Here is a 19,115-nt window from a genome sequence, read left to right on the forward strand (position 1 = left end):
GAAAAAGTTTGTCGGAGTTTAACAAAGGTTTTATTAAAATTAAGATAGTATCACTATAAAAATTCTCGAAATTTAAGGCATAAAAATTTGATAGCAGACGAAATTTTAGAAAATCTTTCAACACAAATTTCACCTGAAGAATACCAAAGTTATATCAAACAATTAAAATTTAATGAAAAGGCTTCAGACGATCATATTATCGTATTTACTGCACCAAATGAGTTGATGGCTAAATTTATAAATACAAGATATGCTGATAAAATCGCTCATCTATATGAAGTTAGAACAGGCATAAAACCAAATATAGAAATTTCATCTACTAAAAGTAGCAAGGTATCAAAACAAAATCAAATAAACGTCAAGCAAATAAAAACACAAAGTAGCATTTTAAATCCAAGCTACACATTTGAAAATTTTGTCTGTGGAGCTTCAAATCAATACGCATTTTTAAGCGCAAAAGCAGCCGCAGAAAAACCAGGCGTGCTCTACAACCCACTTTTTATCTACGGAACAACAGGACTTGGAAAGACTCACTTACTCCAGTCAGTCGGAAATCACTGCCTAAATAAAGGAAAAACCGTTATTTGCGTAACTAGCGAACAATTTATGATAGATTTTACTAGTCACATAAATAACCACTCAATGCCAAAATTTCGTGAAAAATATAGAAACTGCGATGTTTTACTAATAGACGACGTACAGTTTCTTGGTAAAACTGATAAAATTCAAGAGGAATTTTTCAACACATATAATGAACTTTTAGCAAAAAATGGTCAAATAGTTATGACTTCAGATCGACCTCCAAAAACGCTGAAAGGCTTTGAGGATAGGATGATTTCAAGATTTGATAAGGCTTTTATGGCTGATATTACGCCGCCTGAACTTGATACAAAGATAGCCATCATCATCAAAAAATGCGAGTTTGATAAAATCGATCTAAATAAAGAGGTCATAAACTACATAGCTACAAACATGGGGGATAATATCCGTGAGATCGAGGGAGCTATCATAAATTTAAACGTATTTAAAACTCTTATGAAAGAAGAGATCACACTCGATCTTGCAAAAAGTATATTAAAAGATCTGATCAAAGAAAAACGTGAAAATATAAATTTCGATACTATCGTTGAAATAGTTAGTAAAGAACTAAATATTAAACAAAGTGATATAAAAAGCAAATCAAGAGTTACAAATATCGTAGAAGCAAGACGAATCATCATATATCTTGCAAAGATGCTTACAACAAACTCAATGCCACAAATTGCAAACTATTTTGGTATGAAAGATCACAGTGCCGTTAGTCATAATATTAAAAAGATAAATGAGCTAATACAAACTAATGAAATTTTTAGTCTAAAAGTTACTGAATTAAAAAACAAAATTTTGACAAAAGGATAAAATACAATATGAAATTTGTGAATAAATGTGAAAAAGAAAATATAATTTTTCACATTTCAAATAGCTGTATTTCGGTGTTTAAAAGCACTTTTCACTTTTTAACATCACCTACTAAAACAAAAAAATTAAATTTAAAAATAGAAGGAAGTTTTTAATGAAGGTTTTAATAAACAAAAATATGCTTGAAAGCATAGTAACAAATACAAATCCATATCTTGAAAAAAGAGATCTTAGTGCTATAACTTCTCACATTTATATCTCAGCAAAAGATGGTGTTTTAAATATAAAAGCAACTGATCATGAAATAGGTCTAGCATATAAACTAAGTAATGTAAAAATCGTTGATGAAGGTTACGCAACTGCAAATGGCAAAAAACTACTTGACATTATAAAAAGTCTAAAAGATGAAGAAGTAATGTTAGAAACTGTAAATAACTATCTTTACATAAAACAAAAAAACTCAAAATATAAACTTCCAATGTATAAATTTGAAGATTTTCCAGAGTTTCCAACGATTGAGGGTAAATCAAAATTTGACGTTGACGCTGTTATGTTAGGAAGAAGTTTAAAGAAAATTTTACCAAGTATTGATAGTAATAACCCAAAATTTGAACTAAACGGAGCTTTTCTTGATATTAAAAAAGACTTTATAAATATCGTTGGTACTGATACAAGAAGACTTAGTGTATTTAGATTTCAAACACCAACCGAAAAAGAATTTTCACTAATAATCCCTAAAAAAGCTATCAATGAAATACAAAAACTATTTTTTGACAAGATAGAAATTTACTATGATGAAAATATATTAATCGCTCAAAGTCAAAATTTTGAATTTTTCACAAAACTTATAAATGGCAAATTCCCAGATTACGAGCGTGTCATACCAAAAGAGGTTAGAAAAAGACTTCAATTAAGTAGAGATAAGATGATAGAGGGTATAAAAACTATCTCAATGCTAAGTGATACAATGAAAATATCTTTTGCGAAGGACAATATAACATTTGAAAGTGTTATAGAAGATAACTCTGAAGCAAAAACTACGATAGATTATCAAACTGGTTTAGAGCTTGGAGATGAATTTTTTATAGGTATAAAAAATAGATATCTACTTGACTTTTTAAGTAGCATCGAGGATGAAAATTTTGAGCTTGGATTTAATGAAAGCTCACTAGCATTTGTTGTAAATTCAAAAGAATTAACAACAGTAATAATGCCGATAAATTTATAAGATAAGGCAAGATTATGGAAAATAATTACGGCGCAGAAAATATCAAAGTACTAAAAGGTCTTGAGGCGGTCAGGAAACGCCCGGGCATGTATATAGGCGATACTAATATAAGCGGTCTTCACCATATGATCTACGAAGTCGTTGATAACTCTATTGATGAGGCGATGGCAGGATACTGCGATACGATAGACGTTGAGCTTACACGAGAAGGCTCAGCGATCATTAGTGATAATGGCCGTGGTATCCCAGTGGATATGCACCCGACTGAGAAAATTTCAGCTGCGACTGTTGTTCTAACTGTGCTTCACGCTGGTGGTAAATTTGACAAGGACACTTATAAAGTCTCTGGCGGTCTTCACGGCGTTGGTGTATCTGTCGTAAATGCCCTTTCTAAAAAGTTAGTCGTAAATATCAAACGCGATGGCAAGCTTCACAGACAAGAATTTGCAAAAGGCATCCCTCAAAGCGATCTTGAAGTCATAAAAACTACAAACCGCACAGGCACTCAAGTCGAGTTTTGGCCAGATGATAACATATTTGAGGTGACTGAATTTGATGATGAAATTTTAGTAAAAAGATTTCGCGAGCTAGCCTATCTAAACCCAAAGATAACTATAAATTTTAAAGATCAAAGAAATGGCAGAAGCGAGAGCTTTCATTTTGAGGGTGGACTTGAGAGCTTTGTAACTGATATGAATAAGGCAAATGCTGTCAGTAAAGCAGTATCATTTAGTGGCGGCGAAGATGACGTGCTTGTTGATTTTGCACTGCTTTACAACGACACTTATAGTGAAAATTTACTAAGTTTTGTAAATAACATCAAAACTCCAGATGGTGGTACTCACGAGGCTGGCTTTAGAGCGGGTCTTACAAGAGTTATCACAAACTACGTTCAAGCAAACGCTGCTGCACGTGAAAAAGATACAAAGATAACTGGAGAAGATATCCGCGAGGGTCTCATTGCAGTTGTTAGCGTAAAAGTGCCAGAGCCGCAGTTTGAGGGACAAACAAAGGGTAAGCTAGGCTCAAGTTATGTAAAACCTATAGTTCAAAAGATGGTTTTTGACGTGCTTACAAAGTATTTTGAAGAAAATCCTATTGAAGCAAGAGCGATAATGGACAAAGCCCTAATGGCAGCTCGTGGTAGAGAAGCTGCTAAAAAAGCTAGGGATCTAACTCGCAAAAAAGAGAGCATGAGCGTAGGTACACTCCCTGGCAAACTAGCTGATTGCCAAAGTAAAGACCCAGTAATTAGCGAGCTATATCTAGTGGAGGGCGACTCTGCGGGCGGTTCTGCTAAGCAGGGACGTGACAGAGTTTTCCAAGCTATATTACCGCTTAAGGGTAAAATTCTAAACGTTGAAAAGGCAAGGCTGGATAAAATTTTAAAGTCTGATGAGATAAAAAATATGATAACAGCACTTGGATGCGGCATTGGAGATGAATTTGACGCTGAGAAGCTTAGATATCATAAGATCATCATCATGACCGACGCCGACGTCGATGGTAGTCACATCCAGACACTGCTTTTAACTTTCTTCTTTAGATTTTTAAATAAAGTTGTAGAAAATGGTCATATTTACCTAGCTCAGCCGCCACTTTACCGCTATAAAAAAGGTAAGAAAGAAATTTATCTAAAAGATGAAAAGGCATTAAATGAATTTCTTATCGAAACTGGCATCGAGGGCGTTGATATAGAGGGCATTGGAAGTGCTGATTTGATTGATTTCTTAAAGATCGTTGCAGCTTATAGAAGTGTCTTAAAAGAGCTTGAAAAACGCTTTAACGTCCTTTCAGCGATCCGATATATGATAGAAAATCCAGACATCGTCTCAAAAAGCTACAATGAAATTTTTGAAATTTTAAAGAATTTCTTAAAGGCTGAGGGTCATAATATCCTAAACCACTACGTTAGCGAAGATGAGGTTAGAATTTATGTGCAAACTGAAAGCGGCTTAGAAGAGCTTGTAGTAAATGAAAATTTATTCACAAATCCACTTTATGAAGAGGCGCTTTACATTAGCCAAAAGATAAAAGAGCGCGGCTTAGACTTGCATAGTGACGTTATAGACGTGCTTGATGAAGTAGAGAAAAATGCGAAAAAAGGTGCATATATCCAGCGCTACAAAGGTCTTGGTGAGATGAACCCTGAGCAGCTTTGGGAGACTACGATGAACCCTGAGAACAGAAGACTTTTAAAGATCGATATAAACGATGCTATAAGTGCTTCTGATACGTTTAATCTCTTCATGGGCGATGAGGTCGAGCCAAGAAGAAATTACATCCAAGACCACGCAAAAGATGTTAAACACTTAGATATTTAAAAGAAAAAGGATAAAAAATGAGCGAAGAGCTAGAGATGAAATATGGCGAGAAAATTTTGAAAGAATTTGACGTAGAGAGTGACCTTGAGGTCTGGGAAAATAAGCAAACAAGGGACTATGTCATAAAGATCACTCTGCCTGAGTTTTGCTGCCTTTGCCCTCGCTCTGGTTATCCTGACTTTGCGACGATATATCTTGAGTACATACCAAACAAGCTTGTTGTCGAGCTAAAAGCGATAAAGCTTTATATAAATAGCTTTATGAACCGCAACATCAGCCACGAAGATAGTATAAATGAAATTTACTCTGTTTTAGAGAAAAAGCTTGAGCCTAAATTTATGAAGATAGTTGGTGACTTTAACCCACGTGGAAATGTCCATACGGTTATCGAGATCAGCTCTGATCTAGTGGTAAAAAAGCCAGCTGAAGAGAAAGAATACGCTCCAAGAAGTAGGGAGAGAAGCTTTAACGATAAGCCACGTGAGAGACGAAGTACAAGTGATCGTGGTAGCAGAGGCAGCAGAGATGATAAATTTAAAAAAGATGACAAACCAAGAAGAAGCTCAAATAAAGAGGGCTTTAGAAAGATAAGCTATGCCGATGATAAGAAGCCAAAAGTAGTCAAAAAGGATAAATAATGATAAGTGCTAAGCTTATAGAACATATCTTTAAAGCAGCATCTATATCACGTTGGAACGACTATCCAAAGATGACAAATTTAGTCGAGCTTGATAAGCAAGCTCATAAATTTATCATCGCTTATTTCATAGCAAAACAAGAGCAAGACGCCGATATGAACTATATCATTGAGGCTGGAATTTTTGAGTTTTTAAGTAGGGTTGTAGTCACAGACATACGTCCAGACGTCTTTCACCACATCCAAAAGACAAAAAAAGAGCAGATAAATAGCTGGGTCTTAAGTAATCTTGATAGCCTTATTTCAGATATTGAAGATGGGGAGTTTTTAGAGAGATTTAAAAGTTATTTTAAAAGTGATAAAAAGCATGAAAAAGAACGCCTTATCCTAAAAGCAGCTAGCTATCTTGCCACTAGATGGGAATTTTCCATCGTCTATCAAACGAGTCAGTTTTTAAGCGACATCGACGAGCTTAAAGCTAAGGTTGAAGAGGAGATGGAGGATTATTATGAGCTAATTGGCGTTAGAAAGATCGCTATGAATCAAAAATTAGCCCGCCTTGTTGATCTAAGCGGTAGGCTAAGGTTTCAAAAGCGCTGGGCACAAACGCCTCGCATTCCAGAAACTGCGGTCTTAGGACATATGCTAGTAGTTGCGATACTTAGTTATTTTTACTCACTAAAAGCAAAAGCTTGCAAAAAACGCCTAGAAAATAACTTCTTTTGCGCGCTATTTCACGATCTGCCAGAGAGCCTTACAAGGGACATCATAAGCCCTGTAAAATATGGCGTAAAAGGGCTAAATGAGATCATCAGCGAGTATGAGATGAGGCTTATTGATGAGAGGATTTTGCCATTTGTGCCTGAAAAAATCAAAGACGAGTTTAGCTACATCCTTGGTATCAGAAAAGATGGCGAGAAATTTATCAAAGATGAGTTTGAAAATAGAACTTATGAGCGCAAGATCATCTGCCACGAAGGGACTATGGAAAACGTAAATGAGGATAAATTTAACCCGATCGACGGCAAAGCGCTAAAATACTGCGACAAGCTCTCAGCCTACATAGAAGCCGGAATTTCTATAAGCTACGGCGTCAAGTCAAAAGAGCTAACTGATGGCTTTAATAATATGTATAAATTTTTTAGTGAAAAACCTAAGATTGATGGAGTGGATTTTCTAGAAATTTGCGATGATTTTAATGAGCATTTTGGTTTAGAAAGACCCCCTCTCAGATGACTGCGGCACACACTTAATACAAGTGCTCTGCTGTGTTCCCACCCTGAAGCGGTGCTCATAAAAAGCATTACACAGGTCTAAGAAGGAGCTTCGCAATCATACAGAAACTATACTTAAATTTTGTTTTATAGTTACATTTTTAAAAATTTAGCTTTAAAAGTATATAATCAGCCCAAATTTCATAAAAAGTAGAGTAATGTCTGGAAAGTTTAAACTTCGTTTTTTATCAGCTTTTAGAGATTTTTTTATCTATCATCACAAATCTTTAGAATTTCGTGCAAAAATTTTTGCTGCTATGATTTCAGCTAAATTTGACCCAGATGAAGATGATTTTTTTGTTTTAAATGACATTACAAATGAAATTTATGAAAATGACCAAACCAGAAAAGACTTTTTGATCCAAACTGTTAAAGAGTATGTAGTCAGAGTTAAAAGAAACGATAGAATCACACTTGATGCACTACTTTTAAGCATTGATAAAGACCTAAAAGATCATAAAAGATACGCCAAAAAGATAGATTTTTCACATCTTCGTCGCTTGATGAGTGGCTGTGAGGAAGAAATTTTAGTTCAGCAAAGAGTTTACGAGTTTTTGATAAACGAAGTTAAACTCTATTCTTAAAATTATCATTCATTTTAAATTTTTAATCATCAACTAGCATAAAAATTATTTCTTCATCTGAATAGCAGTCTGAATCATCTCGTCGCTTGTTGTGATACTTTTTGCACTAGCCTCATAAGCCTTTTGCGTAACGATAACCTCACTTAGCGCTTGACCAAGATCGACGTTACTCATCTCAAGCTTGTTTGCTAAAATTTGCGCTCCATAAATGGTCTCACCAGCTTTATTTTTGTAAAAAAATGCTTCACCTGAATTTGGAGTTGCTTCATAGAGATTATCACCTACTTTTGATACGCCTTGCTCATTTTGGAAGTGATATAGAGCTATTTTTGCAACTATAAATGAGCGAGAATTGTCAAAATTTGCCATGATATTTCCACGGTCATCGACGCTATATTTTGAGAGATTTCCTTCGGCGTAGCCATCTGCTTTTATGACAAAGTCTTTTTTTGAATTGGCCGAGCTTGTTATGCCATTATAAACATTTGCATCTCCATCGCCAAGAAAATTTAAAGCTACGTTTCCAACGCTTGTTAATGTATTTGCAACAAGCCTACCGGTACCATCAAAAGTAAGTGTTCCCATAGCTGTATTTTGTACAACACCATTAGCATCGGTTATTGTAGCTGTAGCATTCCAAATGGTTTGATTGCCACCTTGAGGGATTTGCTTTGTAAAATTTATAGTTACTAAGCTCTTTGTACCATCACTGTTATATATCTCTGAGCTTAGTTTTTCTTTATTAGCTACTTCAACTAGTGATGTAACTTCGGCTTTTACATCTAAGCTAGCAAAATCCATAAATTTTAGGCTTTTATTATTTATATGCCAGCTGCCATCGCTCTCTAGTGTGGTTGAAAACTCACTAATTTTACCATCACCGTCTTTTACTTTTACTACCACGCTGTCACCTGCTTTTGCACCAAATCTTGTCTGGCTTAGCGGGACTTGCCCATTTAGCGAGATAGTTTTGTTTGTATTATCGAGTGTATAGTTAAAATTTGCCGCATCAATGGCTGTTGTTCGCTTATCTGTTATAAGGCTTGAGTCTAGGTTTCCTTTTAAATTTATATTTTTTGTTTGCTTGGCTGGCATATATAAAAAATGAGGTAAATTTATACCTTTTTGTGAGCCAGTATCGCCTAGTTTTAGATCTTCTTCTTTTGCAGTAAATGCCTGCGTGGTACCTTTTGTTTGACCATATTTTCTAAGAGCATTAGCACTTGGGGTGACTGGAGTAAAACTTGTTAACGTACCAAGAAGCAAGTTGCCTTTATTATCTACTAAATTTCCAGCCCCATCTATATCAAAGCTACCTGTTCTTGTGTAGTAGTTTCTACCATTTTTATCAACGACACCAAAAAAGCCTTTACCACCTATGGCTAGGTCAAAGTTATTATCAGTATTTTGAAAACTACCATTTGTCATCTTTAAAGCTGTCGTTTGTTTCGTAGCTCCAAGACCTACTTGATTGTTAGTTGGACCACTTCCAGCGGAAGCCATATGTTGATTGATTAAATTTTTAAACTCAGGGATTGAAGCTTTAAAACCTACGTTGTTGATATTTGAAATATTATTTGCCCAAACATCCATGCCAAAGCTTTGTGTTTTAATACCACTAATTCCGTTGTAAAAACCTCTCATCATGGCTTTTATCCTTCGTAAAATTCAGATATTTTATCCATTGGGACATATTCGCCTGCGATTTTTATCATGGCTTTACCATCTACAAATTTTACTGCCTCAACTGGATAGCTACCTACTTGAGTCTTGTATGAATTACCATCTTTTCCAGTATAATTAACAGAGACTGTATATGCACCATTTGGTAATTGTTTTCCAGAATCATCTTTGCCATCCCAAGATATTCTGCGAACTCCTGACTTTAGATCTTTTATATCGATTGAACGGACGACCTCTCCATTTGCATTTTTAATTTCGAGCTTACCATTTGCAAGATCTGATTTAAAATAAAGTGCAAAATTTACAGTTTTTTGCTCATCTGTTAGTAAAACTGAGTTTGAACCAGTTGAGACCATTTTTCCAAGAGCTGAGATAGCGTAGGCATTTGCATTTGATTTTAACTGATTTACAAGCTCTTTCATAGCTGAGTTTGTATTTTGTTGCATCTCTAGTGATGCTAGTTGGCTAGTTTGTGTGAGCATCTTTTCAGTATCCATAGGGCTTGTTGGGTCTTGATACTGAAGCTCTGTTAAAAGTAGCTTCATAAATGCATCTTTATCTAGCTGCGCATTTGGGTTAGTTCCTGTGCCGGCTGCTGCATCTTGCTTTGCTTTTGCCTTTTTCTCGGCATTTTTTTGTTGTGTTGTTTGTGTAGTTATATCTGAAACTGAAGCCATGATCTCTCCTAAATATATCTTGGTATTACTAGCTCAAGCAAGCTTTGTTCCGCTTGAGTGTTTTCGCTCTCATCGCTTTGATTTGAGCTGTATTTATTCTTTGCTTGTTCTTTTTTATCTTGTCTTTGATTTTGATCTGAGAAATTCATCTCAAGCTCGGTAAATCCCATATTTACAAGGCTATTTTTAAACTCGGCTTGATTTTGTAAAAATAAATTCATCGTAGCTGTGGTTGAGTTAAAATTTACATGCAAATTATTGCCGCGATTTACCATAGTGATCTCAACTTCTCCTAAATTTAGTGGATTAAGCGTGATGTTAAAACGAGTGATCGGAGCTTTATAGTTTTGCACCTGTTCTTTTAACGTAGAAGAGAAGTTACTAAGCGTCTCTTTTATCTCAGCCTTTGTTTGAAGCTGGTGTTTGGCGCTACTAGCGATATCTTTTACCATTTGATTTAGTTCTGATTTATTATCGCTGTTAAATGTCTCTTTGCTCTCAAAATTCTCATTTTTTTGTTGTTCTCTTTCAGGAAAGAGTAGCGACTCGAGAGTTGGGGCTTTTTGCGCCTTTTGCTCGCGTAAATTTACCTTTACTTTAGGCTGCTCGTCTGGCTCAACATCCACTATCTCATCATCAAGCTTTACTTCACTATCTAGCTTCTTAGGCTCTTCTTTTACTAAATTTTTAGTTTCATTAGTTGGATTTGCCACTACCTCTTTTAATAAGGTATCAAGCTTTACGACCTCTTTTGGTTCATTTTTGATGATGGTTTGCTCGACCTCATTTTTTAGCTCTTTTAGGTAAAAAGGCTTCTCTTCGGTCTTTTTCGGTGTAAAAAATTCTTTCTTACCTAAATTTTTAAACATCTCATTTAGTTTTGGCACATCTTCATTTGAAATTTCTATATTTTCAAGGCCAAGGTCAAATTTCTTAGCAAGGTCGATAAGATCGCTAACGCTTTTAACGTTGCTAAGCTCTTCGACGTTTTCAGGCACACTTAAGAAATTTGCTATTTTGTCGCTGAAATTTGGAAATTTACTTACTTTTTCATTGCCATTTAGAATTTCTAAAACTTGCAAAAGTTGCATGAAATTTGCATTTTCATAGAGCTCATTTTTTGTATTTTCATCCAAATTTTCTTCAAGTGCAGTTGAAATTTTTGCCGCACTTTCGCTTTGTGCTTTTTGCAATGTCTCTTTTTGAGTTGTAACCGTTTTTACTATCTCTTTGACATCTTTTTCAGTGATTTTTTGACCGCTATTTGCCTTGCTCGCAGCTGCATCTAAAACCATCGACAAAAATTCGCCGTTGTTTTGAGATTTTTTAGAAACAGAGGGCTTTTTACCTCCAGCAGGAGCCAGCAAATCTACGTTGTTTTTCGCTGTATAAGCTTGCATTTAAACCTTTCAAATTTTTAAACTTAATGCCAAACATGCAAAATCTATTCCAAAAATTAATTTCTTGATATCAGCTTAAAATTTATAAAAATTTGGCTATAATCTGCCCCTATTTTAAAACTGACAAACGAAAAATAGCAAACTAATAAACGGAGAAAAATTTGGAAAAAATACGAAATATAGCCGTTATCGCGCACGTCGACCACGGTAAGACAACAATGGTTGATGAGCTTTTGAAGCAGTCAGGAACATTTAACGAACATCAAAGCGTTGGCGAACGTGTCATGGATAGCAACGACATCGAAAGAGAACGTGGCATCACGATCCTTTCTAAAAATACTGCTATTCGTTACAAAGATACAAAGATCAACATCATCGATACTCCGGGTCACGCTGACTTTGGTGGTGAGGTTGAGCGCGTTCTTAAGATGGTTGATGGCGTTTTGTTGCTTGTCGATGCACAAGAAGGCGTTATGCCACAGACTAAATTCGTCGTCAAAAAGGCACTCTCACTAGGACTTCGCCCAATCGTTGTCGTAAATAAGATCGATAAGCCAGCAGGCGATCCAGACCGCGTTATAAATGAAATTTTTGACCTTTTTGTCGCACTTGATGCAAATGACGAGCAGCTAGAATTTCCAGTAGTTTATGCTGCTGCTAAAAATGGCTACGCTAAGTTAAAACTAAGTGATGAAAACAAAGATATGCAGCCACTTTTTGAGACTATCCTAGCTCATGTACCAGCTCCAAGTGGTAGCGACGAAAATCCGCTTCAGCTCCAAGTTTTTACTCTTGATTATGACAATTATGTTGGTAAGATTGGTATTGCAAGAATTTTTAACGGCAAGATATCTAAAAACCAAAATGTCATGCTTGCAAAGGCTGATGGTACAAAGACAACTGGTAGAATTTCAAAGTTAATTGGCTTTATGGGTCTTGAAAGAACTGATATTAACGAAGCTGGCACTGGCGATATCGTAGCGATCGCTGGCTTTGATGCGCTTGATGTTGGCGATAGCGTCGTTGATCCAAATAATCCTCATCCACTTGATCCACTTCACATCGAAGAGCCAACACTTAGCGTTGTGTTTTCTGTAAATGACGGCCCATTAGCAGGTACTGAGGGCAAGCACGTCACATCAAATAAGATCGATGAGCGCCTTGCAAACGAGATGAAGACAAATATCGCGATGAAATACGAAAACATCGGTGAGGGCAAATTTAAAGTAAGTGGCCGTGGTGAGCTTCAGATTACTATTTTGGCTGAAAATATGCGCCGCGAGGGCTATGAATTTTTACTTGGCAGACCTGAGGTCATCGTAAAAGAGATAAACGGCGTAAAATGCGAGCCATACGAGCTTTTAGTCATCGACGCACCTGATGATACGACAGGCACAGTCATAGAAAAACTAGGCAAAAGAAAGGCCGAAATGGTTTCTATGAACCCAACAGGCGATGGCCAAACAAGGATCGAATTTGAGATCCCAGCTCGCGGACTTATTGGCTTTAGAAGCCAGTTTTTGACTGATACAAAAGGTGAGGGCGTTATGAACCACAGCTTTTTGGAGTTTAGACCACTTAGTGGCACCGTAGAGCACAGAACAAATGGCGCACTGGTATCGATGGAAAATGGCGTAACGCTTGCTTATTCGCTATTTAATTTGCAAGATCGTGGCGTGCTATTTCTTGATCCACAGGCAAAAGTCTATGTGGGCATGATCATCGGCGAGCACAGCCGTCCAAACGACCTTGATGTAAATCCTATCAAGGGCAAAAACCTAACAAATGTGCGTGCAAGTGGTAGTGACGATGCGATCAAACTTGTCCCGCCTAGAAAGTTAAGCTTAGAGCGCGCGCTAGAGTGGATAGAAGATGACGAGCTAGTCGAGGTTACGCCTATAAATATCCGCGTTCGCAAGCGCTATTTAGACCCAACAGAGCGCAAAAGAAAAGCAAAACTCTAATCAAAATTTGTCATCTAGCCCCTTTGTAAAGGGGCTAATAATTAAACTCTAAAAACAGCAAATAAATTTATATAAATTTCTCATATCTTTTTTGCATTATTTATTTAAGTTGGCTTTGCTTAAGACGATTAAAATTTATCAACCTTAAAACTATTTATGCTTTAAAATACCATACCTACTTTTCTATTTTTACTTTTAATATAATCAATACAAAAATGCTTAGTTTATGCTAGAATCGGCGAAAATTTAAAGGAAACAGATGAAAAAACTAAAATTTATCTTCGCTCTCGCCGCAGCGTTTATTTTTAGCGGCTGCTACGAGACTACGCTGCTTACTCGCGTGCCGATCTCCGCGCTTGTTTCGGACAAAGGCGCAGACGTGAAATCAACGATCGTGCTAACGGGTATAACTCCGCAGACGCACGTTACGAAAACGGTAACGGATAACGTGCGGGTTTTCGCTCCGGACGCTAAATTTAAGGACTTCCCGACGGGAGAAACCGCCTATGAGATGAGCGTTAGCGCCGGCAAGGGCGAAAAAGGCGGCAAAAACTCGGATAAGCGCGCCGTGCGGATATATCTAAGCCAAGACGGCGACGTCTACGGCAAGCTTAGCAAAAACATACTCGAGCAGTACGCGGGCGCAGCTAAACAGAAAATGGAGCCGACGCTAAAAGCGGCGATCAAATTTGAAAACGACACGAACGTCGTTTATGAGCTGGTCGTGGGCAACGAGTTTAAGGCGAGCGACGAGGCGCAAACGGGCGGCGTTTATACCTTGACGCCTGGGCAGGTTACGGGCGCGATCTGGGCGGATAGTGCGGCGGTAAATACGGCGATCGCGGGCAAAGCGGTCAAAATCGGCACTCTAAAAAAGACGGCGAAATGAAAAACGTAAAAATAGGCTTCATCGGCGGCGGAAATATGGGCGGCGCGATGATAGAGGCGCTTTGGCGCGCGCAACCCGGCGGGGCGAAGCTCGGCCGAGGACGAGCGAAAATCCAGCGGCGGTAGCGAGGCTCGCGGGACGGAAAATTTAGCGCAAACGGATAAAAACGCGAGTCAACGCGAATGCGAAAAAGAGGCAAAATTTGAAATCCTAGCCTATGCCAGAAGTAAAAACGAGGCTTTGCGGCAAAGATTTAGCGTAAAAATAGCAGCGAGCGAAGCGGATCTAGCGCGCGAAGCGGACGCGGTCGTGCTGGCTACTAAACCCGCTAGCTACGAGGCTATCTTGCGCCTGATCGCGCCCGAGCTTGCGGGCAAAATTTTGCTTCTTTTGGCGCCGAGTTTTGACATAAAGCGCACTAGGCAAATCGTAGGCGAGGGCGTTTATATCGCTCGCGCGATGCCAAATATCGCCGCTTGCATCGGCGCGTCGGCTACGGCTCTTTGCTTTGACGCGGGATTTAGCGAGCCCAAGAAAGAGACCGTGCGCGAGATAATCGCAAAAATCGGTAAAATTTACGAGATAGACGAGGCCGAGTTTGCCGCATTTACAGGCATCGCGGGAAGCCTGCCCGCGTATGCGTGCGCCTTTATCGAGGCTGCGGCTGATGCCGGCGTGCGGGGCGGACTGCCTAGGCAGCTTTGCTACGATACTGTCTGTGCGGCCGTGGAAGGAACGGCGCGTCTGATCCAAAGCGGCAAGCACCCGGCCGCGCTAAAAGACGAGGTCTGCTCGCCGGCGGGAACCACGATCGAGGGACTTGCCGCGCTTGAAAACGGCGGATTTCGCGGCGCTTTGATGCAGGCCGTCGCCGCTTGCATCGCCAAAGCGAGGGGTTAGGTAAATTTAAAGGATAAAAATGAAAAATTTATTATTTGCGCTACTTGCGACGTTAAATTTATTCGCTAGCGAGCCGGACCTTTCGCCATTGCTAGCCGCAGATACGCTAGAAAAGGTCAAAAAATGCAAAAATCCCGACCTAAACTCTACCAAAGAGTGCGTACAGGCGGGTATGGTAGCGGCAAACTTAAAGCAAGACTACGGCGCGGCGGAGGGGCTATTTAGCCTAGCTTGCGCCAAAGGAGACGGCGAGGGCTGCTTTTATCTAGGCGAACTTTATAAAAACAACCTAGTAAAAGCCGCAGATAAGAGCGAGCGCGAGACCAAGATTAGCGCGTATTACAAGGCTAGCTGCGTCCTTTACGAGTATTTGCCCGGTTGCTTGGCGCTAGCTAATTTCATGCAAGAAGAGCTGGGCGACGAGGTGCAGTCGTTTGCGATAAACAATACTCTATGCAACAAAAAATACGCTCCCGGATGCTACAACGTGGGCTGGATGATAGAGCGAACGGGAGGCGATATAGGCGAGATGATGGAGTATTACGAGCGCTCGTGTAAGCTAGGCTACGTAGGCGGCTGCGAGAGGGCGGCGTGGCTGTATGAGGGAAATTTCAACGAAAACAGATACGAGCAAGTAAAAAAAGACGCGAAAAAGGCAAAGCAAATGCGAAAAAAAGCGTGCGAGCTAGGCGATAAGCAAAGCTGTTAGATTGATAATAAGGCGTTTTGACAAAAATTTTAAAATGATAAAATGATAAAACTCTATAAAGTCTTAACATAGCTAGTAATTTAGAGTAGTAACTTTTAGCATATTTTTGAATTCTGCAAGAAGTTTGCTAGTTTAAGTTTATAAAAGCTCTGCCATACTTTTTTATAGTAGTTAGTGAAGTAAGGTTAAATTTTTACTTCACTATATCCAAAAGTAAAATTTTTACAAAGCTTGTGTTTGCTTATACTTTTAATCATTAAGACAATCAACAAAACTCATTTATAAATTTTCTACTAAACCTTATTTTTAACAAAAGCAAATATTAATTTTCTTAAATAAATCTAAATATAACAATGTAATTTTAAGTTATTAGGTTATAAAATTTTTTTAAATTTTATTTTTAAGGATTGCAACATGAAAATGCTATTTTTAGCCCCTGTCTTAGCATGTAGTCTTGCTTTTAGTGCCGATGTCATCGCAAAAGATGCCAATATAACGCTAGATGGCAAGATGATTGGAAAGATCGAAGTTTTAACGCCAGTTGAGGTTATAGAAAAAGGTGAAAAGACAAGCAAGATAAAGGTTAATGGTGTGGTTTCAACGAACTATTTAGCCCAGCTTCAAAGAAGCATAGAAAATCCGGAAGTTTTTATTACTTTTAATGATGAAAGTGGGACAAATTTTAAAAAAGTAAAAGATATTGAAGATGAGTATGGCGAAGTATGGTACCAAGCAGAGGGTGTTTATGAAGTGCCAAATGACGCGCTTGGTGGCGACACAAAAAAGCTTTACGTAAAAGCACAACAAATTTATGAAGAGACCTGCTCTGCGTGTCATAGACTTCATGAGCCAAATAGCTTTACAGCGGCTCAGTGGCCAGCAAATTTAGCTGGAATGGTCGATGCGAAATTTGTAGCACTAGATGAAACTGACCTAAATTTAGTGCTCAAATACTTACAACACAATGCCAAAAAAGTAAAATAAATTTTCATAAGGGAGAAAATATGAAAAGACGAGATTTCATAAAATTTTCTGCACTTGCAGCCACTGCAGCGCAGGCAAACAAGATAGAGGGCGTGACAAAAACTATTTTTGACCAAAACAAAACTTTTGGAGCAAATAGATTTGGTCTATTTTGGGCAAATACCAACTCAAATCAAATCGTCTCCGTTGATCCATTTGAGGGCGATAAATTTCCAAATACAATGAATAATAGCTTGCCAGATCTCATCCAAAATGAAAGTCGCGTACTCTATCCGTACGTAAGAAAAAGCTACTTAAAGGCAAAAGGCGCAGCAAAAAGTGAGCTTCGTGGCAAAGAAGAATTTGTACGTGTTAGCTGGGATACAGCACTTGACCTTGCTGCAAAAGCCTTAAAAGAAAATTTTGACAAATATGGCCCTGAGAGCATCTACGGCGAATGCTACTGGTGGGGTGGCAGCGGTAAGATCAGCTGGGGTAGGACCGTTGGTCACAGGATGCTAAAAGTGCTTGGCGGATACGTCGAAGAGAGCGGCGACTACTCAACTGGAGCTGGTCTTGTCATCATGCCTCACGTCCTTGGAAATAGTGCGGTTTATGACGCTCCTACAAAATGGGAAGCTATGGTTAAAAATGCTAAGAACATTGTATTTTGGGGTACTGACCCGCTTGTAACTGGTCAAATTTCATGGCAGCCACCAACACATGATGGCTATCTTGGCATCAAAAAGATAAAAGAGGCAGGCATTAAAACCTATAGTGTATGTGTCTTTAAAAATGACACCACAAGATACCTTGACTCTAAAACTATCATCGTTCGTCCAAACACTGACGTAGCAATGATGCTTGGCATGTGCCACTATCTTTATGAAAACAAACTCTATGACGAGGAATTTATCAAAAAATACACAGTTGGTTTTAATAAATTTAAAGACTACCTACTTGGCACAACCGACAAAGTGGTAAAAGATATAAACTGGGCTAGTAAAATTTGTGGTGTAAAAGCTGAAGATATAGCTAAATTTGCAACAGTGCTTGCAAAAGAGCCAAGCACTATCATCGCTGGCAGATCACTTCAAAGACAAGATCACGGCGAGATGGGCTTTTGGGGTATTGTAACTCTTAGTGCGATGCTTGGCCACATCGGTAAAGAGGGTCTTGGATTTGAGTTTAACCTCTACTACGGAAACGGCAGCACTGATAAGATAGCACCCGCTCTAAAAGGTATCAGTACTAGGATAAGCGAGAAATATGAAAACGTAGATGGTGCTCCGTGGAAGAAATTTAAAAACGTAACCATCCCATCTTCAAGATCAATAGAAGCCTTGCAAAATCCTGGCAAAGAGATAGATTATGATGGCTCTAAGATCAAACTTCCACATATGAGAGTAGCTTATATGGCCTCTGGTTCGATGTTTACAAGACACCAGGATGTAAATAATGCCGTTAAAGCGTGGCGTAAATTTGATACTGTTATCACAGCTGAGCCATACTGGACAAGCACAGCTAAACTAAGCGACATCGTCTTACCAGTGGCACTTGAGGTAGAGAGAAATGACATTAACCAAAGTGTCCCATCAAGCGAATATATCGTGGCATACAAGCCAGTGGTTGAGCCAATGGGCGAAAGCAGAAGTGACTATTGGATATGCTCACAAATTTGCAAACGCTGGGGCAGAGAAGAGGTCTTTACTGAGGGCAAAGATGAGCTTGGCTGGGCGAAAGAATTTTACGCAGACGCGGTGGAACAAGCTAAGGCACTAGATCTCAAAATGCCAAACTTTGATGAGTTTTGGAAAGAGGGCTATGTCAAATTTGACAAAGACAATGAAGAGACAAAATACTACACAAGACTTAGTGCATTTAGAGAAAATCCACATAAAAATCGCCTTGGTACGCCATCTGGCAAGATAGAGATATACTCTCCAACTATTGCTAAATTTGGCTACAAAGACTTTGCTCCACACTTTGCTTGGATCGAGCCGTTTGAGTGGCTTGGTAGTGAAAAAGCTAAGAAATATCCATTTAGCATCACAACCCCACACTCAAGATACCGCTTGCACTCTCAGCTAAATAACTCAATAATCAGAAACTACGCTGAAGTGAGCGCAAGAGAGCCGATGCTAATAAACATAAATGACGCTAAGAAAAAAGGCATCGCAACTGGTGATGTAGTGAGAGTCTTTAACGACAGGGGCGAAATTTTAGTAGGAGCGCTTGTCACTGATATCATCCCAGAGCGTGTCATCGCTATTTGCGAGGGTGCATGGTACGACCCTGAAGTGCTTGGTGAAAGAAGCCTTTGCAAGCACGGTTGCATAAATGTCCTAACACGCGACAAAGGCACATCTAGCATCGCTCAAAGTAACTGCGGACATACGATACTAGCTGATCTTGAAAAATATAAAGGCGAGATCAAGCCGATCACCGCATTTTCTAAACCAAAAATTTTACAATCTTTGTAGAA

The 19,115-nt window shown here is 38.6% G+C and carries 16 protein-coding genes and 1 other RNA gene; 13 read left to right on the forward strand and 4 right to left on the reverse strand.

Features of this window, described 5'->3' with window-relative positions; genetic code table 11:
- Positions 1 to 87 precede the first annotated feature (87 nt).
- The 5 genes from dnaA to MTT30_RS08325 all read left to right on the forward strand — a co-directional run bounded on the left by dnaA (position 88) and on the right by MTT30_RS08325 (position 6,823).
- A complete protein-coding gene (gene dnaA / locus MTT30_RS08305) occupies positions 88 to 1,398 on the forward strand; it encodes a chromosomal replication initiator protein DnaA (RefSeq protein ID WP_054195855.1) in 1,311 nt (436 codons plus the stop codon).
- Positions 1,399 to 1,552: 154 nt separating this feature from the next.
- Entirely contained in the window at positions 1,553 to 2,626 is a 1,074-nt protein-coding gene (gene dnaN, locus MTT30_RS08310) for a DNA polymerase III subunit beta (RefSeq protein ID WP_084041987.1), read from the forward strand.
- 14 nt (positions 2,627 to 2,640) lie between these two features.
- Positions 2,641 to 4,950, forward strand: coding sequence for a DNA topoisomerase (ATP-hydrolyzing) subunit B (gene gyrB / locus MTT30_RS08315; RefSeq protein ID WP_429801618.1), 2,310 nt, complete (start codon positions 2,641 to 2,643; stop codon positions 4,948 to 4,950).
- A 17-nt stretch (positions 4,951 to 4,967) separates the two neighbouring features.
- On the forward strand, positions 4,968 to 5,588 hold the full coding sequence (gene queF, locus MTT30_RS08320; protein WP_429801619.1) for a preQ(1) synthase: 621 nt from the start codon (positions 4,968 to 4,970) through the stop codon (positions 5,586 to 5,588).
- Positions 5,588 to 6,823 (forward strand): HD domain-containing protein, encoded by a 1,236-nt coding sequence (locus tag MTT30_RS08325; RefSeq protein ID WP_103580290.1) that lies wholly within the window; start codon positions 5,588 to 5,590, stop codon positions 6,821 to 6,823. The genes queF and MTT30_RS08325 overlap by 1 nt, the downstream gene beginning before the upstream one ends.
- On the opposite strand, the gene ffs is transcribed toward MTT30_RS08325, so the two are convergent.
- An RNA gene (ffs, locus tag MTT30_RS08330) (signal recognition particle sRNA small type) lies at positions 6,810 to 6,907 on the reverse strand. The two genes, MTT30_RS08325 and ffs, sit on opposite strands and share 14 nt — an antisense overlap.
- Before the next feature lie 112 nt (positions 6,908 to 7,019).
- Between ffs and MTT30_RS08335 the strand changes: the two genes are divergently transcribed.
- Positions 7,020 to 7,445 (forward strand): hypothetical protein, encoded by a 426-nt coding sequence (locus MTT30_RS08335; RefSeq protein WP_087586502.1) that lies wholly within the window; start codon positions 7,020 to 7,022, stop codon positions 7,443 to 7,445.
- Between the two features lie 45 nt (positions 7,446 to 7,490).
- Here MTT30_RS08335 and MTT30_RS08340 read toward each other — a convergent pair whose 3' ends face one another.
- The 3 genes from MTT30_RS08340 to MTT30_RS08350 are packed head-to-tail and all read right to left on the reverse strand — an operon-like array spanning position 7,491 to position 11,205.
- Positions 7,491 to 9,092, reverse strand: a complete 1,602-nt coding sequence (locus MTT30_RS08340) for a flagellar hook protein FlgE (RefSeq protein ID WP_429801620.1) — start codon at positions 9,090 to 9,092, stop codon at positions 7,491 to 7,493.
- A gap of 5 nt (positions 9,093 to 9,097) precedes the next feature.
- Positions 9,098 to 9,805, reverse strand: a complete 708-nt coding sequence (locus tag MTT30_RS08345) for a flagellar basal body rod modification protein (protein ID WP_021090228.1) — start codon at positions 9,803 to 9,805, stop codon at positions 9,098 to 9,100.
- Positions 9,806 to 9,813: 8 nt separating this feature from the next.
- Complete coding sequence (locus MTT30_RS08350; RefSeq protein ID WP_429801621.1) at positions 9,814 to 11,205, reverse strand: flagellar hook-length control protein FliK; 1,392 nt, start codon at positions 11,203 to 11,205, stop codon at positions 9,814 to 9,816.
- Between the two features lie 161 nt (positions 11,206 to 11,366).
- On the opposite strand from MTT30_RS08350, the gene typA reads away from it, so the two are divergent.
- The 7 genes from typA (at position 11,367) to MTT30_RS08385 (ending at position 19,113) form a co-directional block, all read left to right on the forward strand.
- A complete protein-coding gene (gene typA, locus MTT30_RS08355) occupies positions 11,367 to 13,169 on the forward strand; it encodes a translational GTPase TypA (protein ID WP_429801622.1) in 1,803 nt (600 codons plus the stop codon).
- A gap of 379 nt (positions 13,170 to 13,548) precedes the next feature.
- A complete protein-coding gene (locus MTT30_RS08360) occupies positions 13,549 to 14,058 on the forward strand; it encodes a hypothetical protein (RefSeq protein WP_429801623.1) in 510 nt (169 codons plus the stop codon).
- A complete protein-coding gene (locus MTT30_RS08365; protein ID WP_429801624.1) occupies positions 14,055 to 14,183 on the forward strand; it encodes a hypothetical protein in 129 nt (42 codons plus the stop codon). Before MTT30_RS08360 ends, MTT30_RS08365 begins: the two co-directional genes overlap by 4 nt.
- 115 nt (positions 14,184 to 14,298) lie before the next feature.
- Positions 14,299 to 14,958, forward strand: coding sequence for a pyrroline-5-carboxylate reductase (gene proC / locus MTT30_RS08370; protein WP_429801625.1), 660 nt, complete (start codon positions 14,299 to 14,301; stop codon positions 14,956 to 14,958).
- A 19-nt stretch (positions 14,959 to 14,977) separates the two neighbouring features.
- A complete protein-coding gene (locus MTT30_RS08375) occupies positions 14,978 to 15,667 on the forward strand; it encodes a tetratricopeptide repeat protein (protein WP_429801626.1) in 690 nt (229 codons plus the stop codon).
- A gap of 414 nt (positions 15,668 to 16,081) precedes the next feature.
- Positions 16,082 to 16,651: a hypothetical protein gene (locus tag MTT30_RS08380; RefSeq protein ID WP_429801627.1), complete on the forward strand. Its 570-nt coding sequence runs from the start codon at positions 16,082 to 16,084 to the stop codon at positions 16,649 to 16,651.
- Positions 16,652 to 16,671: 20 nt separating this feature from the next.
- Positions 16,672 to 19,113: a molybdopterin-dependent oxidoreductase gene (locus tag MTT30_RS08385; RefSeq protein WP_429801628.1), complete on the forward strand. Its 2,442-nt coding sequence runs from the start codon at positions 16,672 to 16,674 to the stop codon at positions 19,111 to 19,113.
- Positions 19,114 to 19,115: the final 2 nt, after the last annotated feature.

It is taken from the genome of Campylobacter concisus (genome assembly GCF_050447445.1).
In the GTDB taxonomy this organism is placed as follows: Bacteria; Campylobacterota; Campylobacteria; order Campylobacterales; family Campylobacteraceae; genus Campylobacter_A; species Campylobacter_A concisus_BI.